Origin of the sequence: Streptomyces sp. NBC_01571 (assembly GCF_026339875.1) — a bacterium.
Taxonomy (GTDB): domain Bacteria; phylum Actinomycetota; class Actinomycetes; order Streptomycetales; family Streptomycetaceae; genus Streptomyces.
Genome location: NZ_JAPEPZ010000001.1, coordinates 4,288,456 through 4,305,398, shown reverse-complemented (window position 1 = coordinate 4,305,398; position 16,943 = coordinate 4,288,456). Strand labels below are relative to the sequence as shown.

The window sequence follows — 16,943 nt, the reverse complement described above, 5'->3', positions numbered from 1 at the left end:
AACGTTCCGCTCCGGTCACTCGCGGCCACAGCCCGGAAACGCGTCCTCCCTACCTTCGGGACTCAGCAGGTCGTCGGCCGACACCTGGGCACCGCACCGGAGAACCGTGGAGGCGTCATGACAGCCCCGAGCACAGCCCCCGCCCGGAACCGGGGAGGCCGCTGGATCGAGGAATGGGACCCGGAGGACGAGACCTTCTGGAACGAGACGGGGGCGAAGGTCGCCCGGCGCAACCTGCTCCTGTCCGTGCTCTCCGAGCACATCGGCTTCTCGGTCTGGACCCTGTGGTCGGTCATGGTGCTCTTCATGGGGCCCGAGTACGGGCTCACCCCCGCCGACAAGTTCCTGCTCACGTCGTTGGTGACGCTGGTCGGGGCCGTGGTGCGGGTGCCCTACACCTTCGCGGTGGCGATCTTCGGCGGCAGGAACTGGACGATCGTCTCGGCGGGCCTGCTGCTCGTGCCGACCGTCGCCGCGTTCGTCGTGATGGAGCCGGGGACCTCGTACTCCACCTTCCTGCTGGTCGGTCTGCTCGCCGGCGTCGGCGGCGGCAACTTCGCCTCCAGCATGAGCAACATCAACGCGTTCTTCCCGCTGCGCCGGAAGGGCTGGGCGCTCGGCCTCAACGCCGGCGGCGGCAACATCGGCGTGCCCGTCATCCAGCTCGCGGCGCTCGCGGTCATCGGCGCGCACGGCGGGCCCCGCGTGCTGATCGGCATCTACATCCCGCTCGTCCTCGCCGCCGCCGCGCTCGCCGCGGTCCACATGGACAACCTCGCGTCCGTGCGGAACGACACCGGCGCCGTCAGGGACGCCGCGAAGGACGCGCACACCTGGATCATGTCCTTCCTCTACACGGGCACCTTCGGGTCGTTCATCGGCTACGGTTTCGCGTTCGGGCAGGTGCTGCAGAACCAGTTCGGGCGTACGCCCCTGCAGGCGGCGTACGTCACCTTCGTCGGCCCGCTGCTCGGCTCCCTTGTCCGGCCCGTCGGCGGACGGCTCGCCGACCGGTACGGCGGGGCGCGGATCACGCTGTGGAACTTCGTCGCCATGGCCGGCGCGACCGGCGTCGTCGTGGTCGCCTCGGTCCAGAGGTCGTTGCCGCTGTTCACCGTCGCGTTCGTCGCGCTGTTCGTGCTCACCGGACTCGGCAACGGCTCGACGTACAAGATGATCCCCGGGATCTTCCAGGCCAAGGCGGTCGCCGAGGGGCTGCGGGGGGAGGAGGCCGCCTCCTACGGGCGGCGGCTGTCCGGGGCATCCATGGGACTCATCGGCGCGGTGGGCGCGCTCGGCGGCGTCGGCATCAACCTCGCCCTGAGGCAGTCCTTCCTCTCCTATGGCTCCGGCACCGGGGCCTTCGTGGCCTTCCTCGCCTTCTACGGGCTCTGCTTCGCGGTCACTTGGGCCGTATACCTTCGCGGGCCCGCACCCCGGACCCGGACCGTCGCAGCCGCGGAGGCGAAGCCGCGGCTCGACTACGCCGAGGTCTGACGTAACACGGGTGACATCACGGGGAACCGGGCCTGTCACGGGGCGTTGACAGGCTCGGTCGGCCGCCAGTGCACGACGACTCCAGCGTGAGACGAGACCCATGTACGAGGAACCGCAGCGACCCGCCCCGCAGGATCACGGCCCCCTCTCCGGTTTCACCGTGGGCGTGACGGCCGCACGCCGGGCCGACGAACTCGGCGCGCTGCTCCAGCGGCGCGGCGCCTGTGTCCAGCACGCCCCGGCCCTGCGCATCGTGCCGCTCGCCGACGACGGCGAACTGCTCGCCGCCACCAAGGAACTGATCGACCGGGCCCCGGACATCGCGGTGGCCACGACCGCCATCGGCTTCCGGGGCTGGATCGAGGCCGCCGACGGATGGGGACTGGGCGAGGCCCTGCTCGGACGGCTGCGCGGAGTCGAGGTCCTCGCGCGCGGGCCCAAGGTCAAGGGCGCGATACGGGCCCAGGGACTGACCGAGGAGTGGTCGCCGTCCTCCGAGTCCATGGCCGAGGTGCTCGACCGGCTCCTGGAGGAGGGCGTGGAGGGCCGCCGGATCGCCGTACAACTGCACGGTGAACCGCTGCCCGGGTTCGTGGAGTCGCTGCGGGCGGCGGGCGCCGAGGTGGTGCCCGTGCCGGTGTACCGGTGGATGCCGCCGGAGGACATCGGCCCCGTCGACCGGCTGCTGGACGCCACCGTCACCCGGGGCCTGGACGCGCTCACCTTCACCAGCGCGCCCGCCGCCGCCTCCCTGCTGTCCCGCGCCGAGGGACGCGGCCTGCTCCCCGAACTGCTCGCCGCCCTCCACCACGACGTGCTGCCCGCCTGCGTCGGCCCGGTCACCGCGCTGCCGCTCCAGGCCCGCGGCGTCACCACGGTCCAGCCCGAGCGCTTCCGGCTCGGCCCCCTCGTCCAACTGCTCTGCCAGGAACTCCCGGGCCGCGCCCGCACGTTGCCGATCGCCGGCCATCGGGTGGAGATCCGCGGGCACGCGGTGCTGGTCGGCGGCGCGCTGCGTCCCGTACCGCCCGCCGGGATGTCGCTGCTGCGGGCCCTGTCGAGGCGGCCGGGCTGGGTGGTGGCGCGGGCCGAACTGCTGCGGGCGCTGCCGGGCGCCGGACGCGACGAGCACGCCGTCGAGACGGCCATGGCCCGGCTGCGCACCGCGCTGGGCACCCCCGGACTCATCCAGACCGTGGTCAAGCGCGGCTACCGGCTGGCCCTCGACCCGGCCGCCGACGCCAAGTACGCGGACGGGTGAGGGCCGCTCCTCGGTGGAGGAGCAGGGCGCGGGCGAGGCAGGCCAGGGCGACCGTCGACAGCAGGGCCCGTACGACGTTCCAGGCGACCCAGGTGTCCTCGAACCGCTCGCGCACGGCGGCCGGGTCGGTGTTCCGCGCCGGGTCGCCCGCGGCCGCCAGCCGGTCGTTGAGCGGGACGTTCACGACCGTGGTGACCAGGAACGCGAGTCCGTATGCGGCCAGGGCCGCCCACACCCACCGGCGGTGGGGGGACCTGCGCGTCTGCCGGGCGGAGACGGCCGTGAGGACCGGCGCGCCCAGGAAGCTCAGGAAGAACACCGGGTTCTGGATCACGTCGTCGATGTTCCCCATGACCTCGACGAAGACGCGGTCGTCGCTGCGCGCCAGCGCCGGCATGACGGCGCAGGCGAAGATGCAGAAGACGCCCGCGATCAGACCCGTCGCGACCGTGGCCGCGCCCAGGACACCTGCGGCGGCCGCCGGCCGCCCCGTGCTGTTCTCTGTCATGGCACCGAGTCAACCGGCGTGGCGGGAAAGGGGACATGGCCGAGGCGCGCGGCCGTATAAGCGGACGTCCACGCGGCTGCCCGCGCCGCTGTCCCCGCGCCCGTCCCCTGCCTGTGCGGTACCGGGTCTTCCGGCGGCGCGCGCGGGCATGCACTGTAGGAGGTACCCCCCACGGCGGTAACCCCAAGGCGGTGACAGGCACATGGCATCGGGTACGGCCACGGCCACGGCCTCGTACGAGTTGCGGTTCGACTCCGGGCGGATCTGCCTGGACCTCCTGGCGACCACCCACCCGGAGGAACGGCTCGACACGGTGGACCGGCTGCGGGTCTGGATCACCCGGTCCGGCCTCGTCCCGGCGGGCACACCGCTGGCGGCGGCCGATCCCCCCTGGCTCGTGGGATTTCGCGAACTACGCGGTCAAGTGGCCCAGTTGGTCCGGGGGGAACTGGACGGCCGGCCCGCCGAGGCGGCGCTCGCCCGGGTCAACGCGCTCGCCCTCGTCGCCCCGCCCGCCCTCTCGGCCGTCCGGGCCGAGGACGGCTCGCTGCGACGCGGACTGCACACCCCGCCCGGCTGTCCCGGGCTGCTCGCCGTGATCGCCCGTGACGCCCTCGAACTGCTCACCGATCCGGCGGCGCGCGCGAGCCTGAGACAATGCGCGGGTGACAACTGCCCGATCGTCTATCTCGACACCTCCCGTGGCAGGCGCCGTCGATGGTGCTCGAGCGAGGTGTGCGGCAACCGGGAGCGAGTGGCCCGGCACCGGCGACGGGCTGCCCTCGCCCGAGCGTGAATCCGCCCTCCGGAGGCCTCTTCTCCACCCCTACGTGATCTTCCGATCGCACGGAGTGGTCATGGAGAGATCTTCACAACTCCCCCAGGAAATATGTACCGCCCCTTTGAACACGGGCCCGCCCCCGCACGTACCCCGTCATGAGCGACCGACTGGGGGAACCCCCGGACACCGGAGGTAGGCGTGCGCAAGGATTCGGCCGTGGCTGATGAACGAAGGTCAAGGGCCCGACATCGCATGAATCCGTCCGCGTCGGCTTCGTCGAACAACGAACCCGACGAGGAGCTGATGCGTGCGCTGTACCGGGAGCACGCGGGGCCCTTGCTCGCATACGTGCTGCGGCTGGTCGCCGGCGACCGGCAGCGTGCCGAGGACGTCGTACAGGAAACACTCATCCGTGCCTGGAAGAACGCCGGTCAGCTCAATCGGGCGACCGGTTCGGTACGACCCTGGCTGGTGACGGTCGCCCGGCGCATCGTCATCGACGGTCACCGCAGCCGGCAGGCCCGGCCGCAGGAGGTGGACCCGGCACCGCTGGAGGTCATCCCCGCGGAGGACGAGATCGACAAGGCGTTGTGGCTGATGACACTGTCTGACGCGCTGGACGACCTGACCCCTGCCCACAGGGAGGTTCTGGTCGAAACGTACTTCAAAGGGCGTACGGTCAATGAGGCGGCCGAAACGCTCGGCATACCCAGCGGAACCGTGCGCTCCCGGGTGTTCTACGCCCTGCGCTCGATGAAGCTGGCGCTGGAGGAGCGGGGGGTGACGGCATGAACGCGTACGGGGGATTCGGAACGGGCGGTCCAGGAGCCATGCAGGGACCACGGGGACAGCAGAATCCCGGTGACAACATCCACGAAACCGTCGGCGCCTACGCCCTCGGCATCCTCGACGACGCGGAGGCCACGGCCTTCGAGGCCCACCTCGCCACCTGCGAGTGGTGCGGCCAGCAGCTCGACGAGCTCGCCGGGATGGAACCGATGCTCGCCGCGCTCGCGGATCTGCCCGCCGCGCAGGGCACCCCGGCCATCGGCGAGTCGCTGTCCGCCCGCCCGAGCCCACGGCTCGCGGAACGGCTGGTCGACGAGGTCTCGCAGCGGCGCGCCGTCAAGCGCCGGCGCGGAATGTACCTGGTGGCCGCGGCGGCGGCACTGATCATCGGCGGTCCGCTGACCGTGATGGCGGTCAACGGCGGCAGCGACGGCGGTACCAGGACGCCCGCGGCGATGGCCACCAGCCCGGCCAAGGCGGCGTTCCAGACGATGACCGACAAGGTCACCGCCACGGACCCGAAGACCAAGGTCAAGGCGACCGTCGCGGTGGAGTCGAAGGACTGGGGCACCCACGCGGTCCTCCAGCTCTCGAACGTCAAGGGACCGCTCAAGTGCTCCCTGATCGCCGTCGGCAAGAACGGCGAGCGCGAGACGGTCACCTCCTGGGCGGTCCCGGGCTGGGGCTACGGCATCGCCGGCGCCACGGAGGAAAAGGCGAAGAGCCCTCTCTACGTGCACGGCGGAGCGGCCTTCACGCCCAACCAGATCGACCACTTCGAGGTCATGACCTTCGACGGCCAGCGGCTCGTACAGGTGAACGCGTGAGCGAGGCCAGGGCGCGCACGTAGCCTCACGGGGTCCCCTTCGCGTACGGTTGACGGCTGCCCAGCACGTCAGAAGGGGGCCCGGTGGCCGCTCAGGCTCAGCAGGAAACCGCGCTCGGCCCGGTCCACGGTTCCGTACCGGAGGAGTCCGTCAAGGACGACTCCGTACGGGAGCGGGAGATCGGGGTCGAGCAGCAACATCTGGACCGGGTGTACCGGCGCCTCGAGGAGAAGATCCACGAGGCGGAGTTCCTCATGAACGACGCCGCCCAGCGCGGCCAGGTCGGTACGCCGGGAGCGCTCGCGGAGCGTGACGCCCAGGTGTTCCGGGCGGGAATTCACCTCAACCGCCTCAACAACGAGTTCGAGGACTTCCTTTTCGGCCGGATCGACCTTCTGCCCGGGAAGGACGGCAAGAAGGGTCCGGACGGCGCCTACACGGCCGTCGAACCGGCCGAGGGCGCGGTCCGCACGGACGAGACCGGTCAGTACGCCTCCATCGCCGAGACGCTCCACATCGGCCGTATCGGGGTGCTGGACGCGGACTACGCGCCCCTCGTCATCGACTGGCGGGCGCCCGCCGCGGCCCCCTTCTACCGCTCGACGCCGGTCGACCCGGGCCGGGTGGTCCGCCGCCGGGTGATCCGTTCCAAGGGCCGCAGGGTCCTCGGGGTCGAGGACGACCTGATGCGCCCGGAGCTCAAGGCCACCCTGGACGGCCAGGCGCTCCCGGTGATCGGCGACGGCGCCCTCATGGCCGCCCTCGGCCAGGCCCGCAGCCACACCATGCGGGACATCGTGGCGTCGATCCAGGCGGAACAGGACCTGGTGATCCGGGCCCCCGCCGCCTCCGTGACGTACGTGGAGGGCGGACCGGGCACCGGCAAGACCGCCGTCGCCCTGCACCGCGCCGCCTACCTCCTCTACCAGGACCGCCGCCGGTACGCGGGCGGCATCCTGATCGTCTCCCCGACCCCGCTCCTGGTCGCCTACACCGAGGGTGTGCTGCCCTCCCTCGGTGAGGAGGGCCAGGTCGCCATCCGCGCCATCGGCTCCCTCGTCGACGACGCGGAGGCCACCCTGTACGACTCCCCGGCCGTCGCCCGCGCCAAGGGCTCCTACCGCATGCTCAAGGTGCTCCGGAAGGCGGCGCGCGGGGCGCTGGAGGCGCCGGGCGGCTCCCGGCAGGGAGCGGGCTCGCGGCGGCCCGACAGGGCCTCCGGTCGGAGCACCGCGGGCTCCGGGAGCTCCGGGGAGCAGCTAGCCTTCGGCGCGGACACCTCCGAGGCCCCGACCGGGCCGCCGGTGCGGCTGCGGGTCGTCGCCTTCGGACGGCGCCTGGAGCTGGAGGCGGCCGAGCTGGACCGCGTCAAGCAGAACGCGCTGAGCGGGACCGCCCCCGTGAACCTGCTGCGCCCGCGCGCCCGCAAGCTGCTGCTGGACGCGCTGTGGGCGCGGTCCGGCGCCGGCACCCGGCACTCGGACCCCGAGCTGGCCGCGGAGCTGCGCTCGTCGTTCGACGAGGACGTCGCCTCCGAGGACAGTTTCATCGCGTTCCTGGACGCGTGGTGGCCGGAGCTGACCCCGCGCGGGGTGCTGGAGGCGATGGCCGACGAACGGCGGCTCGGGCGGTGGGCGCGGCGGATCCTGAACCCGGGCGAGGTCCGCCGGGTGGCGCGCTCGCTCAAGCGGGACGGTCTGTCCGTGCACGACGTGGCGATGCTGGACGAGCTCCAGGCGATCCTCGGCGCGCCCGCGCGGCCCAGGAAGCGGCGCGATCTGGACCCGCTGGACCAGCTCACCGGTCTCGAGGAGCTGATGCCCGTGCGCGAGGAGTCGCAGCGCGAGCGGGCCGAGCGGCTGGCCCAGGAGCGGACCGAGTACGCGCACGTCATCCTCGACGAGGCGCAGGACATCACGCCCATGCAGTGGCGGATGGTGGGCAGACGCGGGCGGCACGCCACCTGGACCGTCGTCGGCGACCCCGCGCAGTCCTCCTGGTCCGACCCGGACGAGGCCGCGCAGGCCCGTGACGAGGCCCTGGGCAGCCGTCCCCGGCGCCGCTTCACCCTGACCGTGAACTACCGCAACCCCGCCGAGATCGCCGAGCTGGCCGCCAAGGTCCTGGCCCTCGCCATGCCGGGATCCGAGGCCCCGTCGGCGGTCCGGTCCACCGGCGTGGCGCCGCGCTTCGCGGTCGTGGAGGACTCGCTCGCGCAGACCGTCCGGGCCGAGGCCGCGCACCTCCTGGACCGGGTGGACGGCACCGTGGGCGTCGTCGTGGCCATGAACCGGCGCGAGGAGGCCGCCCGCTGGCTCGCGGGCCTGGGCGACCGCGTGGTGGCGCTCGGCAGCCTGGAGGCGAAGGGGCTGGAGTACGACGCGACGGTGGTCGTCTCGCCGGCGGAGATCGCCGACGAGTCGCCCGCGGGCCTGCGGGTCCTGTACGTCGCGCTGACCCGTGCCACGCAGCAGCTGACCATCGTCTCCGGTGAGCGGGACGAGCCGGACGGGAACGGGGTGCCGGACCTGCTGCGCGACTGAGGCGCACCCCCCCCGGGCGCCCGGGGGGGGTGCGGCGAGAGGCCCACGTCACGGGGTGACGTGGGCCTCTCGTTCGTTCACGACACCGACCCGCCATGCTCGCCTCGCGGCAAGTGGTCGCTCGTAGCGACGAAGGTTGGGCCCGGGGGCTTGGATCGGGCCGGTGTCACGTCCACGGTAACAAAGGATCCCCGCTAGGCAATTCCCGTCCCGAAAGTTCATTTTCGCGGCGCGTGGTCCTTCCCGGTCCGCCCTTCCACCGCCAGGTGAGTTCTCGTATGGTGGAACCGGTTTTCCGAAAAGTTCTCGCGCTCGCGAACAAAACGTTCGCAACCCGGGGCGGCTACCACGTACTCCGCGGTAGGTGCGACGATCGGACGGCATACCCGCGACACGGCAGTACACGGTGAAAAGCAGAGGAAGTCGGCCATGGCAACGGCGCCCAGCGTCTCCTACTCGATGACGGTCCGGCTGGAGGTGCCCGCGAGCGGAACCGCGGTCTCCCAGCTCACCACGGCCGTCGAGTCCCACGGAGGCTCGGTGACCGGCCTCGACGTGACCGCCTCCGGTCACGAGAAGCTCCGGATCGACGTCACCATCGCGGCGACCTCCACGTCGCACGCCGACGAGATCGTGGAGCAGCTGCGCCACATCGAGGGCGTCACCCTCGGCAAGGTCTCGGACCGTACGTTCCTGATGCACCTCGGCGGCAAGATCGAGATGCAGTCCAAGCACCCCATCCGCAACCGTGACGACCTCTCGATGATCTACACGCCGGGCGTGGCCCGGGTGTGCATGGCGATCGCCGAGAACCCCGAGGACGCCCGCCGCCTCACCATCAAGCGCAACTCCGTTGCGGTCGTGACGGACGGCTCGGCCGTGCTGGGCCTGGGCAACATCGGTCCGAAGGCCGCGCTGCCGGTCATGGAGGGCAAGGCGGCCCTCTTCAAGCGCTTCGCCGGCATCGACGCCTGGCCGCTGTGCCTGGACACCCAGGACACCGACGCGATCGTCGAGATCGTCAAGGCCATCGCCCCCGGATTCGCGGGCATCAACCTGGAGGACATCTCCGCGCCGCGCTGCTTCGAGATCGAGGCCCGGCTGCGCGAGGCCCTCGACATCCCCGTCTTCCACGACGACCAGCACGGCACCGCGATCGTCGTCCTGGCCGCCCTCACCAACGCGCTGCGGGTGGCGGGCAAGGCGATCGGTGACATCCGGGTCGTCATGTCCGGCGCGGGCGCGGCCGGTACGGCCATCCTCAAGCTGCTGATCGCCGCGGGCGTCAAGAACGCGGTCGTCGCCGACATCCACGGTGTCGTGCACGCCGACCGCGCGGACCTGGTCGACGCGGCCCATGGTTCGGCCCTGCGCTGGATCGCCGACAACACCAACCCCGAGGGCCTCACGGGCACGTTGAAGGAGGCCGTGCGCGGCGCCGACGTCTTCATCGGCGTCTCCGCCCCGAACGTGCTGGACGGCGACGACGTGGCCGGCATGGCCGAGGACGCCATCGTGTTCGCGCTCGCGAACCCCGACCCCGAGGTCGACCCGGCAATCGCCCGCCAGACGGCGGCAGTTGTCGCCACCGGCCGCTCCGACTTCCCCAACCAGATCAACAACGTGCTGGTCTTCCCGGGCGTCTTCCGCGGCCTGCTGGACGCCCAGTCGCGCACGGTCAACACGGAGATGATGCTGGCCGCCGCGGCCGCCCTCGCGGACGTCGTGACCGAGGACGAGCTGAACCCGAACTACATCATCCCCAGCGTCTTCAACGACAAGGTCGCGGGCGCGGTCGCCGGAGCGGTGCGCAACGCCGCGAAGGCGGCGGGGGCGTCGGCGGCCGAGTAGACCCCGGCGCGCCGGTTCGGGGGCGCGCAGGACGCGTGGACCGCCGGCGCGGGCCACGCCCGGGCGCGCACCGGCTGTGACGATCGCCACGGCCGGTCCGGCACCGGCGCGTCGTGGAACGCGGGGCCCGCGGGCGCCCTCTAGGGTGGCGGCCAGGCTCAGGCTTTCGCAGGCCTTGCGGTCCGCTGCCGGGAGCGGACGGAGCGTCACCACACTGAGGCAGTGGCGCTTTTCGTGTGACTCCCAAGGGTGTTCGTGTGACTCCCAGGGGTGCCGGATTGGCTTTCCCGCCGCAGGTGGGGGCAGGATGCGTCTTCGGGCGCGAGGGTCTGGCTACGGACCCGGGTCCGGGGACCGACCGAGGACCCTGGCAGCATCGGCTTCGCCGCATCCGACATGCGGCTCCGCCGCGTGGCACGCCTCAACGGCAAGAAGAACACGGGAGTAACAACATGAACCGCAGTGAGCTGGTGGCCGCGCTGGCCGACCGCGCCGAGGTGACCCGCAAGGACGCCGACGCCGTTCTGGCCGCGTTCGCCGAGACCGTCGGCGAGATCGTCTCCAAGGGCGACGAGAAGGTCACCATCCCCGGCTTCCTGACCTTCGAGCGCACCCACCGTGCCGCTCGCACCGCGCGCAACCCGCAGACCGGCGACCCGATCCAGATCCCGGCCGGCTACAGCGTGAAGGTCTCCGCGGGCAGCAAGCTCAAGGAAGCGGCCAAGGGCAAGTAGGTTCCTGCGTGTGCCACGGGACGGCGCACGAGGTCCGGTAACGCCAATGGGGCGGCCCCCTTCACCGGGGGGCCGCCCCATCGTCGTCGTGGCGACCGTGACGTGCCGGGCACGTCCGACCGTGTCTAGCCGAGCGCCTTGCCGGGCAGTTCCACCTTCGCGCCGAGCTCGACGAGCTTGTCCATGAAGTTCTCGTAGCCGCGGTTGATGAGGTCGATGCCGTGGACCCGGGAGGTGCCCTGGGCCGCGAGAGCGGCGATCAGGTACGAGAAGCCGCCGCGGAGGTCGGGGATGACCAGGTCGGCGCCCTGGAGCTTGGTCGGGCCCGAAACGACCGCGGAGTGCAGGAAGTTGCGCTGGCCGAAGCGGCAGTTCGAGCCGCCGAGGCACTCGCGGTAGAGCTGGATGTGCGCGCCCATCTGGTTGAGCGCGGAGGTGAAGCCGAGGCGGGACTCGTAGACCGTCTCGTGGATGATCGACAGGCCGGTGGCCTGCGTCAGGGCGACGACCAGCGGCTGCTGCCAGTCGGTCTGGAAGCCCGGGTGGACGTCCGTCTCCAGCGCGATCGACTTGAGCTGGCTGCCGGGGTGCCAGAAGCGGATGCCCTCGTCGTCGATCTCGAAGGCGCCACCCACCTTGCGGTAGGTGTTCAGGAACGTCATCATCGAGCGCTGCTGGGCGCCCCGGACGTAGATGTTGCCTTCCGTCGCCAGCGCCGCGGACGCCCAGGAGGCGGCCTCCAGACGGTCCGGCAGAGCCGCGTGGGTGTAGCCGCCGAGCGAGTCCACGCCGGTGATGCGGATCGTCCGGTCGGTGTCCATGGCGATGATCGCGCCCATCTTCTGCAGTACGCAGATGAGGTCCTCGATCTCCGGCTCCACGGCCGCGTTCGCGAGCTCCGTGACGCCCTCCGCCAGGACGGCGGTCAGCAGCACCTGCTCGGTGGCGCCCACGGACGGGTACGGCAGCTTGATCTTGGTGCCGCGCAGTCGCTGCGGGGCCTCCAGGTACTGCCCGTCCGCCCGCTTCTCGATCTTCGCGCCGAACTGCCGCAGCACCTCGAAGTGGAAGTCGATGGGACGGCCACCGATGTCGCAGCCGCCGAGGCCCGGGATGAAGGCGTGGCCCAGGCGGTGCAGCAGCGGACCGCAGAAGAGGATCGGGATCCGGGACGAGCCCGCGTGCGCGTCGATGTCCGCGACGTTCGCGCTCTCGACGTGCGAGGGGTCGAGCACCAGTTCGCCCGGTTCCTCGCCCGGCCGCACCGTCACCCCGTGCAGCTGCAGCAGTCCGCGCACGACACGCACGTCGCGGATGTCGGGGACGTTCCGCAGCCGGCTCGGCGCGCTGCCCAGCAGGGCGGCGACCATGGCCTTCGGTACGAGGTTCTTCGCACCGCGGACCCGGATCTCGCCCTCGAGCGGGGTTCCGCCGTGGACAATCAGTACATCGTCAGAGCCGTTGACGGTCATGTGTCTCGCGATCCGAAGAGTTGGGCAGGGGGGCGCATCGGCAGGCCTGTTGGGCGGGAGCCGAACAGCAAGGGTAATCGCCGCCCACCCCCCTTCCGTAAGCCCGAGGACCACCCAGGAGCGTCATAGCTTTGCCACAACACGAACCGTTCCGTATCGGGCACACCGGGTCACCGGAAGCCTTGTGCGCGGGGGGCGCTTCCCTGCGCCCTGAGCTGCATTCACTCGGTTACGGGTATTGGGTCCCCCTACGCGGGGAAGATGCGGGATCATGTCTGGCATGACCGAGGTGTCCTCGCTCACAGGACGGCTGCTCGTGGCCACGCCCGCCCTGGCGGACCCGAACTTCGATCGCGCGGTGGTGCTGCTCCTCGACCACGACGAGGAGGGCTCGCTCGGTGTCGTCCTCAACCGCCCGACCCCGGTGGATGTCAGCGACATCCTGGAGGCCTGGGCGGACCTGGCCGGGGAGCCCGGTGTCGTCTTCCAGGGCGGCCCGGTGTCGCTGGACTCGGCACTGGGTGTCGCGGTGATCCCGGGCGGCATGGCGTCCGGGGAGCGCGCACCACTCGGCTGGCGGCGTGTGCACGGCGCGATCGGCCTGGTCGACCTGGAGGCACCGCCCGAACTCCTCGCCTCGGCCCTCGGTTCCCTGAGGATCTTCGCCGGGTACGCGGGCTGGGGCCCCGGCCAGCTGGAGGACGAGCTGGTCGAGGGCGCCTGGTACGTGGTCGAGTCCGAACCGGGGGACGTCTCGTCCCCGTCCCCGGAACGCCTGTGGCGCGAGGTGCTGCGCCGCCAGCGCAACGAGCTGGCGATGGTGGCGACGTATCCGGACGACCCTTCCCTGAACTGACGTGCGGGCTCCGGCCCGGTTCCCGTCGCCGCGCCCGGTCTCGGGCAGGGGTTCCCCGGCGGCGCGAACGGCCGCGGAGGCGGTCGCTCCTCGTACGGCTGTCCATCTGTGACGCGGGCCCGTCGCTGTAGCGGCGCGTCGTTGACTACCCTTGCTCCCATGAGCACTCTTGAGCCTGAGACCCAGCCCCAGCGCGGCACTGGGACGGGGACCCTCGTGGAGCCGACGCCGCAGGTGTCGCACGGCGACGGGGACCACGAGCGCTTCGCCCACTACGTCCAGAAGGACAAGATCATGGCGAGCGCCCTCGACGGCACGCCCGTCGTGGCCCTCTGCGGCAAGGTGTGGGTCCCGGGCCGCGACCCGAAGAAGTACCCCGTGTGTCCCATGTGCAAGGAGATCTACGAGTCCATGGGCGCCGGTGGCGACAAGGACAAGGGCGGCGACAAGAAGTAGAGCCCCCCGCGCCCTCGCGGGCGCGGTTCGCCGCGTGGAGCGAGCAGGACCGCGGCATCCCCGTGCGGGGTGCCGCGGTCCTTTCGTGCGCGCGTTGCACGGAGTGCGTCCTGTGGTCACAGAGTGGTGGAGACCTCTTGTGGGCATGTTCATGTACTCCATAGCCTCCGGTGTGTTGTGCAGAGCAAAACCCCCATTGCGCATGTTGCAACGCACCCCCCACCGGAGGCCGCTCGATGAAGTTCCAGCTGAACCTCTCCGTCCGCACGGCGAATCTCTCCGTCCGCATGGCCGCCGCCGCGACGGCACTCGCCGTCGGCGCTCTCACCGCCAGCGCCTGCGCCCCCCAGAGCTCCGGCAACTCCGCCTCCAAGAAGGACGAGAAGACCGGCACGCTGCGCGTCTGGCTCTTCCAGGAGGTCAGCAACGCGCCGAAGGAGAAGGTCGTCGACGCCGCCGTCGACACCTTCAGGAAGGCCCACGAGGACACCAGGGTCACCATCGAGTACATCCCCGTGGAGACCCGCGCCCAGCGCATGAAGGCCGCCTTCAACGACCCGAAGAGCGCCCCGGACGTCATCGAGTACGGCAACACGGACACCGCCGGGTACGTCAAGGACGGCGGACTCGCCGACGTCACCGAGGAGTTCGCGGACTGGAGCGAGTCCAAGGACACCGACCCGACGGCCAGGCAGTCGGTGACGGTGGACGGGAAGATCTACGGCGCTCCCTTCTTCGTCGGCGTCCGCGCCCTTTACTACCGCACCGACATCTTCAAGGACCTCGGCATCGAAGTCCCGAGGACCCAGGACGAGTTGGTCGCCGCCGCCCGGCAGATCCGGGCGGCGAAACCGGACCTGTACGGGCTCGCGGTCGGCGGTGCCTACACCTACGGCGCGATGCCGTTCATCTGGTCCCGGGGCGGTGAACTCGCCGAGGGCAAGGGCGGTTCGTACGCGGCCACCATCGACAGCGCCGCCGCCCAGAAGGGCATCAAGACGTACACCTCGCTCTTCGGCGACGACAACTGTCCGGCCGCCAAGTGCGCGGGCATGACCGGCAACGACACGGTCACCGCGTTCTCCTCCGGCAAGGCGGCCATGGCCATCGGCGGCGACTTCAGCCACGCCGCGATCGAGGCCGGGAAGATCAAGGGCAGGTACGCCGTCGTACCGCTGCCGGGCCTGAAGGCGGGCCGGATCGCCCCGGCGTTCGCGGGTGGCAACAACATCGGCGTCCTGAAGAGCACCTCGCACCGCACGCTCGCCGTCGACCTGATGGAGGAGCTGGCCGGCAAGAAGACCCAGGCCGCGCTCTTCGACGCCATGGGGTTCCTGCCCACGTACACCGACGTGCGGGACGACGTGGCCAGGAAGCAGCCGTTCGTCGCGCCCTTCGTGAAGACGCTCGCCTCGGGCGCCAGGTTCGTGCCCGCGTCGCCGGCCTGGTCGCAGATCGACGCCTCGCTCGTCCTGCCGACCATGTTCCAGGAGGTCATCAGCGGCAAGAAGGACGTGGCGGCGGCCTCGAAGGACGCGGCGAAGAAGATGAACGACGCGTTCAGCTCCGCGGGCTGAGCGGATGACCACGCAAGAGGCCGTGGCCGGGCGGGCCCCGGCGACCGAAGCGGCGCCCGCCCGGCCCCGGCGCCGTGGTGCGGGCCCGACCCCCTGGCTCTACCTCGCCCCCGCCCTCGTCGTGCTCGGCGGGCTGCTCGTCTACCCCGTCTACCAGCTCGGCCTGATCTCGTTCCTGAACTACACCCAGGCGCAGGTCAGCGGCGGCGAGCCGACCACCTTCGAGGGCTTCGGCAACTACACGGCGCTCTTCGCCGACGACCAGTTCTGGCAGGTACTGGCCGCCACCGTGGTGTTCGCGGCGGCCTGCGTGGTCTCCACGCTGGCCGTCGGCTGCGCGCTCGCGGTGCTTCTCACCCGGGTGCGGGCCCTGCCGCGGCTGGCGCTGATGCTGGCCGCGCTCGGCGCCTGGGCGACCCCGGCCGTCACCGGCTCCACCGTCTGGCTGTTCCTCTTCGACCCCGACTTCGGTCCCGTCGACCGGATGCTCGGCATCGGGGACCACTCCTGGACGTACGGCCGCTACAGCGCCTTCGCGCTCGTCCTGCTCGAAGTGGTGTGGTGCTCCTTCCCGTTCGTGATGGTGACGGTGTACGCGGGGATCCGCGCCGTCCCGGCCGAGGTGCTGGAGGCGGCCGCGCTGGACGGGGCCTCGCAGTGGCGGATCTGGCGCTCGGTGCTCGCGCCGATGCTCCGGCCGATCCTGGTGGTCGTCACCATCCAGTCGGTCATCTGGGACTTCAAGGTCTTCACGCAGATCTACGTGATGACGAACGGAGGCGGCATCGCCGGACAGAACCTCGTGCTGAACGTCTACGCGTACCAGAAGGCGTTCGCCTCCTCGCAGTACGGTCTCGGCTCGGCGATCGGTGTGGTGATGCTGGTGATCCTGCTGGCGGTCACGCTCGTGTACCTGAGGCTGCTGCGCGGGCAGGGGGAGGAACTGTGAGCTTTCCGGGAATCGCCGTGCGCCGGCCGTGGCGGCTCGCCGCGGAGGCGTCCGCGCTGCTGATCGCGGTGGTCGTCGCCTTCCCCCTCTACTGGATGGTGCTCAGCGCCTTCAAACCGGCCGGTGAGATCGAGTCCACCGAGCCCCGGCCCTGGACGCTTTCGCCCTCCCTGGATTCCTTCCGGCGGGTCTTCGGGCAGCAGGAATTCGGCCGCTACTTCCTCAACAGCCTTGTGGTGGCGGGCTCGGTGGTCGTCGTCTCGGCGCTGATCGCGTTTCTCGCGGCGACGGCGGTGACGCGATTCCGCTTCCGTTTCCGGACCACCCTGTTGATCATGTTCCTGGTCGCGCAGATGGTGCCCGTGGAGGCGCTGACGATCCCCCTCTTCTTCCTCATGCGGGACTTCGGTCAGCTGAACACACTGGGCTCGCTGATCCTGCCCCACATCGCCTTCTCGCTGCCCTTCGCGATCTGGATGCTGCGGGGTTTTGTGAAGGCCGTGCCGGACGCGCTGGAGGAGGCCGCGTACATCGACGGGGCGAGCCGCGCGCGATTCCTCTGGCAGATCCTTTTCCCGCTCGTCTTCCCGGGGCTGGTGGCCACGAGCGTCTTTTCCTTCATCTCGGCCTGGAACGACTTCCTGTTCGCCAAGTCCTTCATCATCAGCGACACCTCGCAGTCCACCCTGCCGATGGCCCTGCTCGTCTTCTACAAGCCCGACGAGCCGGACTGGGGCGGCGTGATGGCGGCGTCCACGGTGATGACGATTCCCGTGCTGATCTTCTTCGTACTCGTACAGCGACGACTGGTCTCCGGCCTCGGCGGAGCGGTGAAGGACTGA

The 16,943-nt window shown here is 70.9% G+C and carries 15 protein-coding genes; 13 read left to right on the top strand and 2 right to left on the bottom strand.

Going from position 1 to position 16,943, the window contains the following annotated elements; translation table 11 throughout:
* Positions 1-117 precede the first annotated feature (117 nt).
* Both OHB41_RS19320 and OHB41_RS19315 read left to right on the top strand, forming a co-directional pair.
* Positions 118-1,497: a nitrate/nitrite transporter gene (locus tag OHB41_RS19320; protein WP_266699473.1), complete on the top strand. Its 1,380-nt coding sequence runs from the start codon at positions 118-120 to the stop codon at positions 1,495-1,497.
* Between the two features lie 100 nt (positions 1,498-1,597).
* Positions 1,598-2,758, top strand: a complete 1,161-nt coding sequence (locus tag OHB41_RS19315; RefSeq protein ID WP_266699472.1) for a uroporphyrinogen-III synthase — start codon at positions 1,598-1,600, stop codon at positions 2,756-2,758.
* Here OHB41_RS19315 and OHB41_RS19310 read toward each other — a convergent pair.
* On the bottom strand, positions 2,697-3,266 hold the full coding sequence (locus OHB41_RS19310) for an anthrone oxygenase family protein (protein WP_266699471.1): 570 nt from the start codon (positions 3,264-3,266) through the stop codon (positions 2,697-2,699). The genes OHB41_RS19315 and OHB41_RS19310 overlap by 62 nt on opposite strands.
* Positions 3,267-3,468: 202 nt before the next feature.
* On the opposite strand from OHB41_RS19310, the gene OHB41_RS19305 reads away from it, so the two are divergent.
* From OHB41_RS19305 to OHB41_RS19280, 6 genes are all read left to right on the top strand, one after another.
* Positions 3,469-4,062 carry a CGNR zinc finger domain-containing protein gene (locus OHB41_RS19305; RefSeq protein WP_266699470.1) on the top strand — a complete coding sequence of 198 codons (594 nt, stop codon included), beginning with the start codon at positions 3,469-3,471 and terminating at the stop codon, positions 4,060-4,062.
* A gap of 237 nt (positions 4,063-4,299) precedes the next feature.
* Positions 4,300-4,839: a sigma-70 family RNA polymerase sigma factor gene (locus OHB41_RS19300; protein ID WP_266699469.1), complete on the top strand. Its 540-nt coding sequence runs from the start codon at positions 4,300-4,302 to the stop codon at positions 4,837-4,839.
* Positions 4,840-4,877: 38 nt separating this feature from the next.
* Positions 4,878-5,663, top strand: a complete 786-nt coding sequence (locus tag OHB41_RS19295; protein WP_266699468.1) for an anti-sigma factor family protein — start codon at positions 4,878-4,880, stop codon at positions 5,661-5,663.
* Positions 5,664-5,746: 83 nt separating this feature from the next.
* Positions 5,747-8,206, top strand: coding sequence for a HelD family protein (locus tag OHB41_RS19290; RefSeq protein ID WP_266699467.1), 2,460 nt, complete (start codon positions 5,747-5,749; stop codon positions 8,204-8,206).
* Between the two features lie 429 nt (positions 8,207-8,635).
* Complete coding sequence (locus OHB41_RS19285; protein WP_266699466.1) at positions 8,636-10,057, top strand: NAD-dependent malic enzyme; 1,422 nt, start codon at positions 8,636-8,638, stop codon at positions 10,055-10,057.
* Between the two features lie 452 nt (positions 10,058-10,509).
* Positions 10,510-10,791, top strand: coding sequence for an HU family DNA-binding protein (locus OHB41_RS19280; protein ID WP_148008648.1), 282 nt, complete (start codon positions 10,510-10,512; stop codon positions 10,789-10,791).
* Between the two features lie 125 nt (positions 10,792-10,916).
* Here the strand turns inward: OHB41_RS19280 and murA are convergent, their stop codons facing one another.
* Positions 10,917-12,263, bottom strand: a complete 1,347-nt coding sequence (gene murA / locus OHB41_RS19275; protein WP_266699465.1) for a UDP-N-acetylglucosamine 1-carboxyvinyltransferase — start codon at positions 12,261-12,263, stop codon at positions 10,917-10,919.
* A 280-nt stretch (positions 12,264-12,543) separates the two neighbouring features.
* On the opposite strand from murA, the gene OHB41_RS19270 reads away from it, so the two are divergent.
* The 5 genes from OHB41_RS19270 to OHB41_RS19250 all read left to right on the top strand — a co-directional run bounded on the left by OHB41_RS19270 (position 12,544) and on the right by OHB41_RS19250 (position 16,943).
* The gene (locus OHB41_RS19270; protein ID WP_266699464.1) at positions 12,544-13,119 is read left to right on the top strand and encodes a YqgE/AlgH family protein; all 576 of its coding nucleotides are present in this window, start codon (positions 12,544-12,546) and stop codon (positions 13,117-13,119) included.
* 159 nt (positions 13,120-13,278) lie between these two features.
* Positions 13,279-13,575 carry a DUF3039 domain-containing protein gene (locus tag OHB41_RS19265; RefSeq protein ID WP_010986534.1) on the top strand — a complete coding sequence of 99 codons (297 nt, stop codon included), beginning with the start codon at positions 13,279-13,281 and terminating at the stop codon, positions 13,573-13,575.
* Between the two features lie 287 nt (positions 13,576-13,862).
* Positions 13,863-15,152 (top strand): extracellular solute-binding protein, encoded by a 1,290-nt coding sequence (locus OHB41_RS19260; RefSeq protein WP_266705993.1) that lies wholly within the window; start codon positions 13,863-13,865, stop codon positions 15,150-15,152.
* A 4-nt stretch (positions 15,153-15,156) separates the two neighbouring features.
* Positions 15,157-16,101, top strand: a complete 945-nt coding sequence (locus OHB41_RS19255; protein WP_266699463.1) for a carbohydrate ABC transporter permease — start codon at positions 15,157-15,159, stop codon at positions 16,099-16,101.
* The gene (locus OHB41_RS19250) at positions 16,098-16,943 is read left to right on the top strand and encodes a carbohydrate ABC transporter permease (protein WP_266699462.1); all 846 of its coding nucleotides are present in this window, start codon (positions 16,098-16,100) and stop codon (positions 16,941-16,943) included. Before OHB41_RS19255 ends, OHB41_RS19250 begins: the two co-directional genes overlap by 4 nt.

Bases quoted from the DNA above. Each gene is read 5' to 3' on its own strand.
- OHB41_RS19320 (WP_266699473.1), top strand. From the start codon at position 118: ATGACAGCCCCGAGCACAGCCCCCGCCCGGAACCGGGGAGGCCGCTGG.
- OHB41_RS19315 (WP_266699472.1), top strand. From the start codon at position 1,598: ATGTACGAGGAACCGCAGCGACCCGCCCCGCAGGATCACGGCCCCCTC.
- OHB41_RS19310 (WP_266699471.1), bottom strand. From the start codon at position 3,266: ATGACAGAGAACAGCACGGGGCGGCCGGCGGCCGCCGCAGGTGTCCTG.
- OHB41_RS19305 (WP_266699470.1), top strand. From the start codon at position 3,469: ATGGCATCGGGTACGGCCACGGCCACGGCCTCGTACGAGTTGCGGTTC.
- OHB41_RS19300 (WP_266699469.1), top strand. From the start codon at position 4,300: ATGAATCCGTCCGCGTCGGCTTCGTCGAACAACGAACCCGACGAGGAG.
- OHB41_RS19295 (WP_266699468.1), top strand. From the start codon at position 4,878: ATGCAGGGACCACGGGGACAGCAGAATCCCGGTGACAACATCCACGAA.
- OHB41_RS19285 (WP_266699466.1), top strand. From the start codon at position 8,636: ATGGCAACGGCGCCCAGCGTCTCCTACTCGATGACGGTCCGGCTGGAG.
- OHB41_RS19280 (WP_148008648.1), top strand. From the start codon at position 10,510: ATGAACCGCAGTGAGCTGGTGGCCGCGCTGGCCGACCGCGCCGAGGTG.
- murA (WP_266699465.1), bottom strand. From the start codon at position 12,263: ATGACCGTCAACGGCTCTGACGATGTACTGATTGTCCACGGCGGAACC.
- OHB41_RS19270 (WP_266699464.1), top strand. From the start codon at position 12,544: ATGACCGAGGTGTCCTCGCTCACAGGACGGCTGCTCGTGGCCACGCCC.
- OHB41_RS19265 (WP_010986534.1), top strand. From the start codon at position 13,279: ATGAGCACTCTTGAGCCTGAGACCCAGCCCCAGCGCGGCACTGGGACG.
- OHB41_RS19260 (WP_266705993.1), top strand. From the start codon at position 13,863: ATGGCCGCCGCCGCGACGGCACTCGCCGTCGGCGCTCTCACCGCCAGC.
- OHB41_RS19255 (WP_266699463.1), top strand. From the start codon at position 15,157: ATGACCACGCAAGAGGCCGTGGCCGGGCGGGCCCCGGCGACCGAAGCG.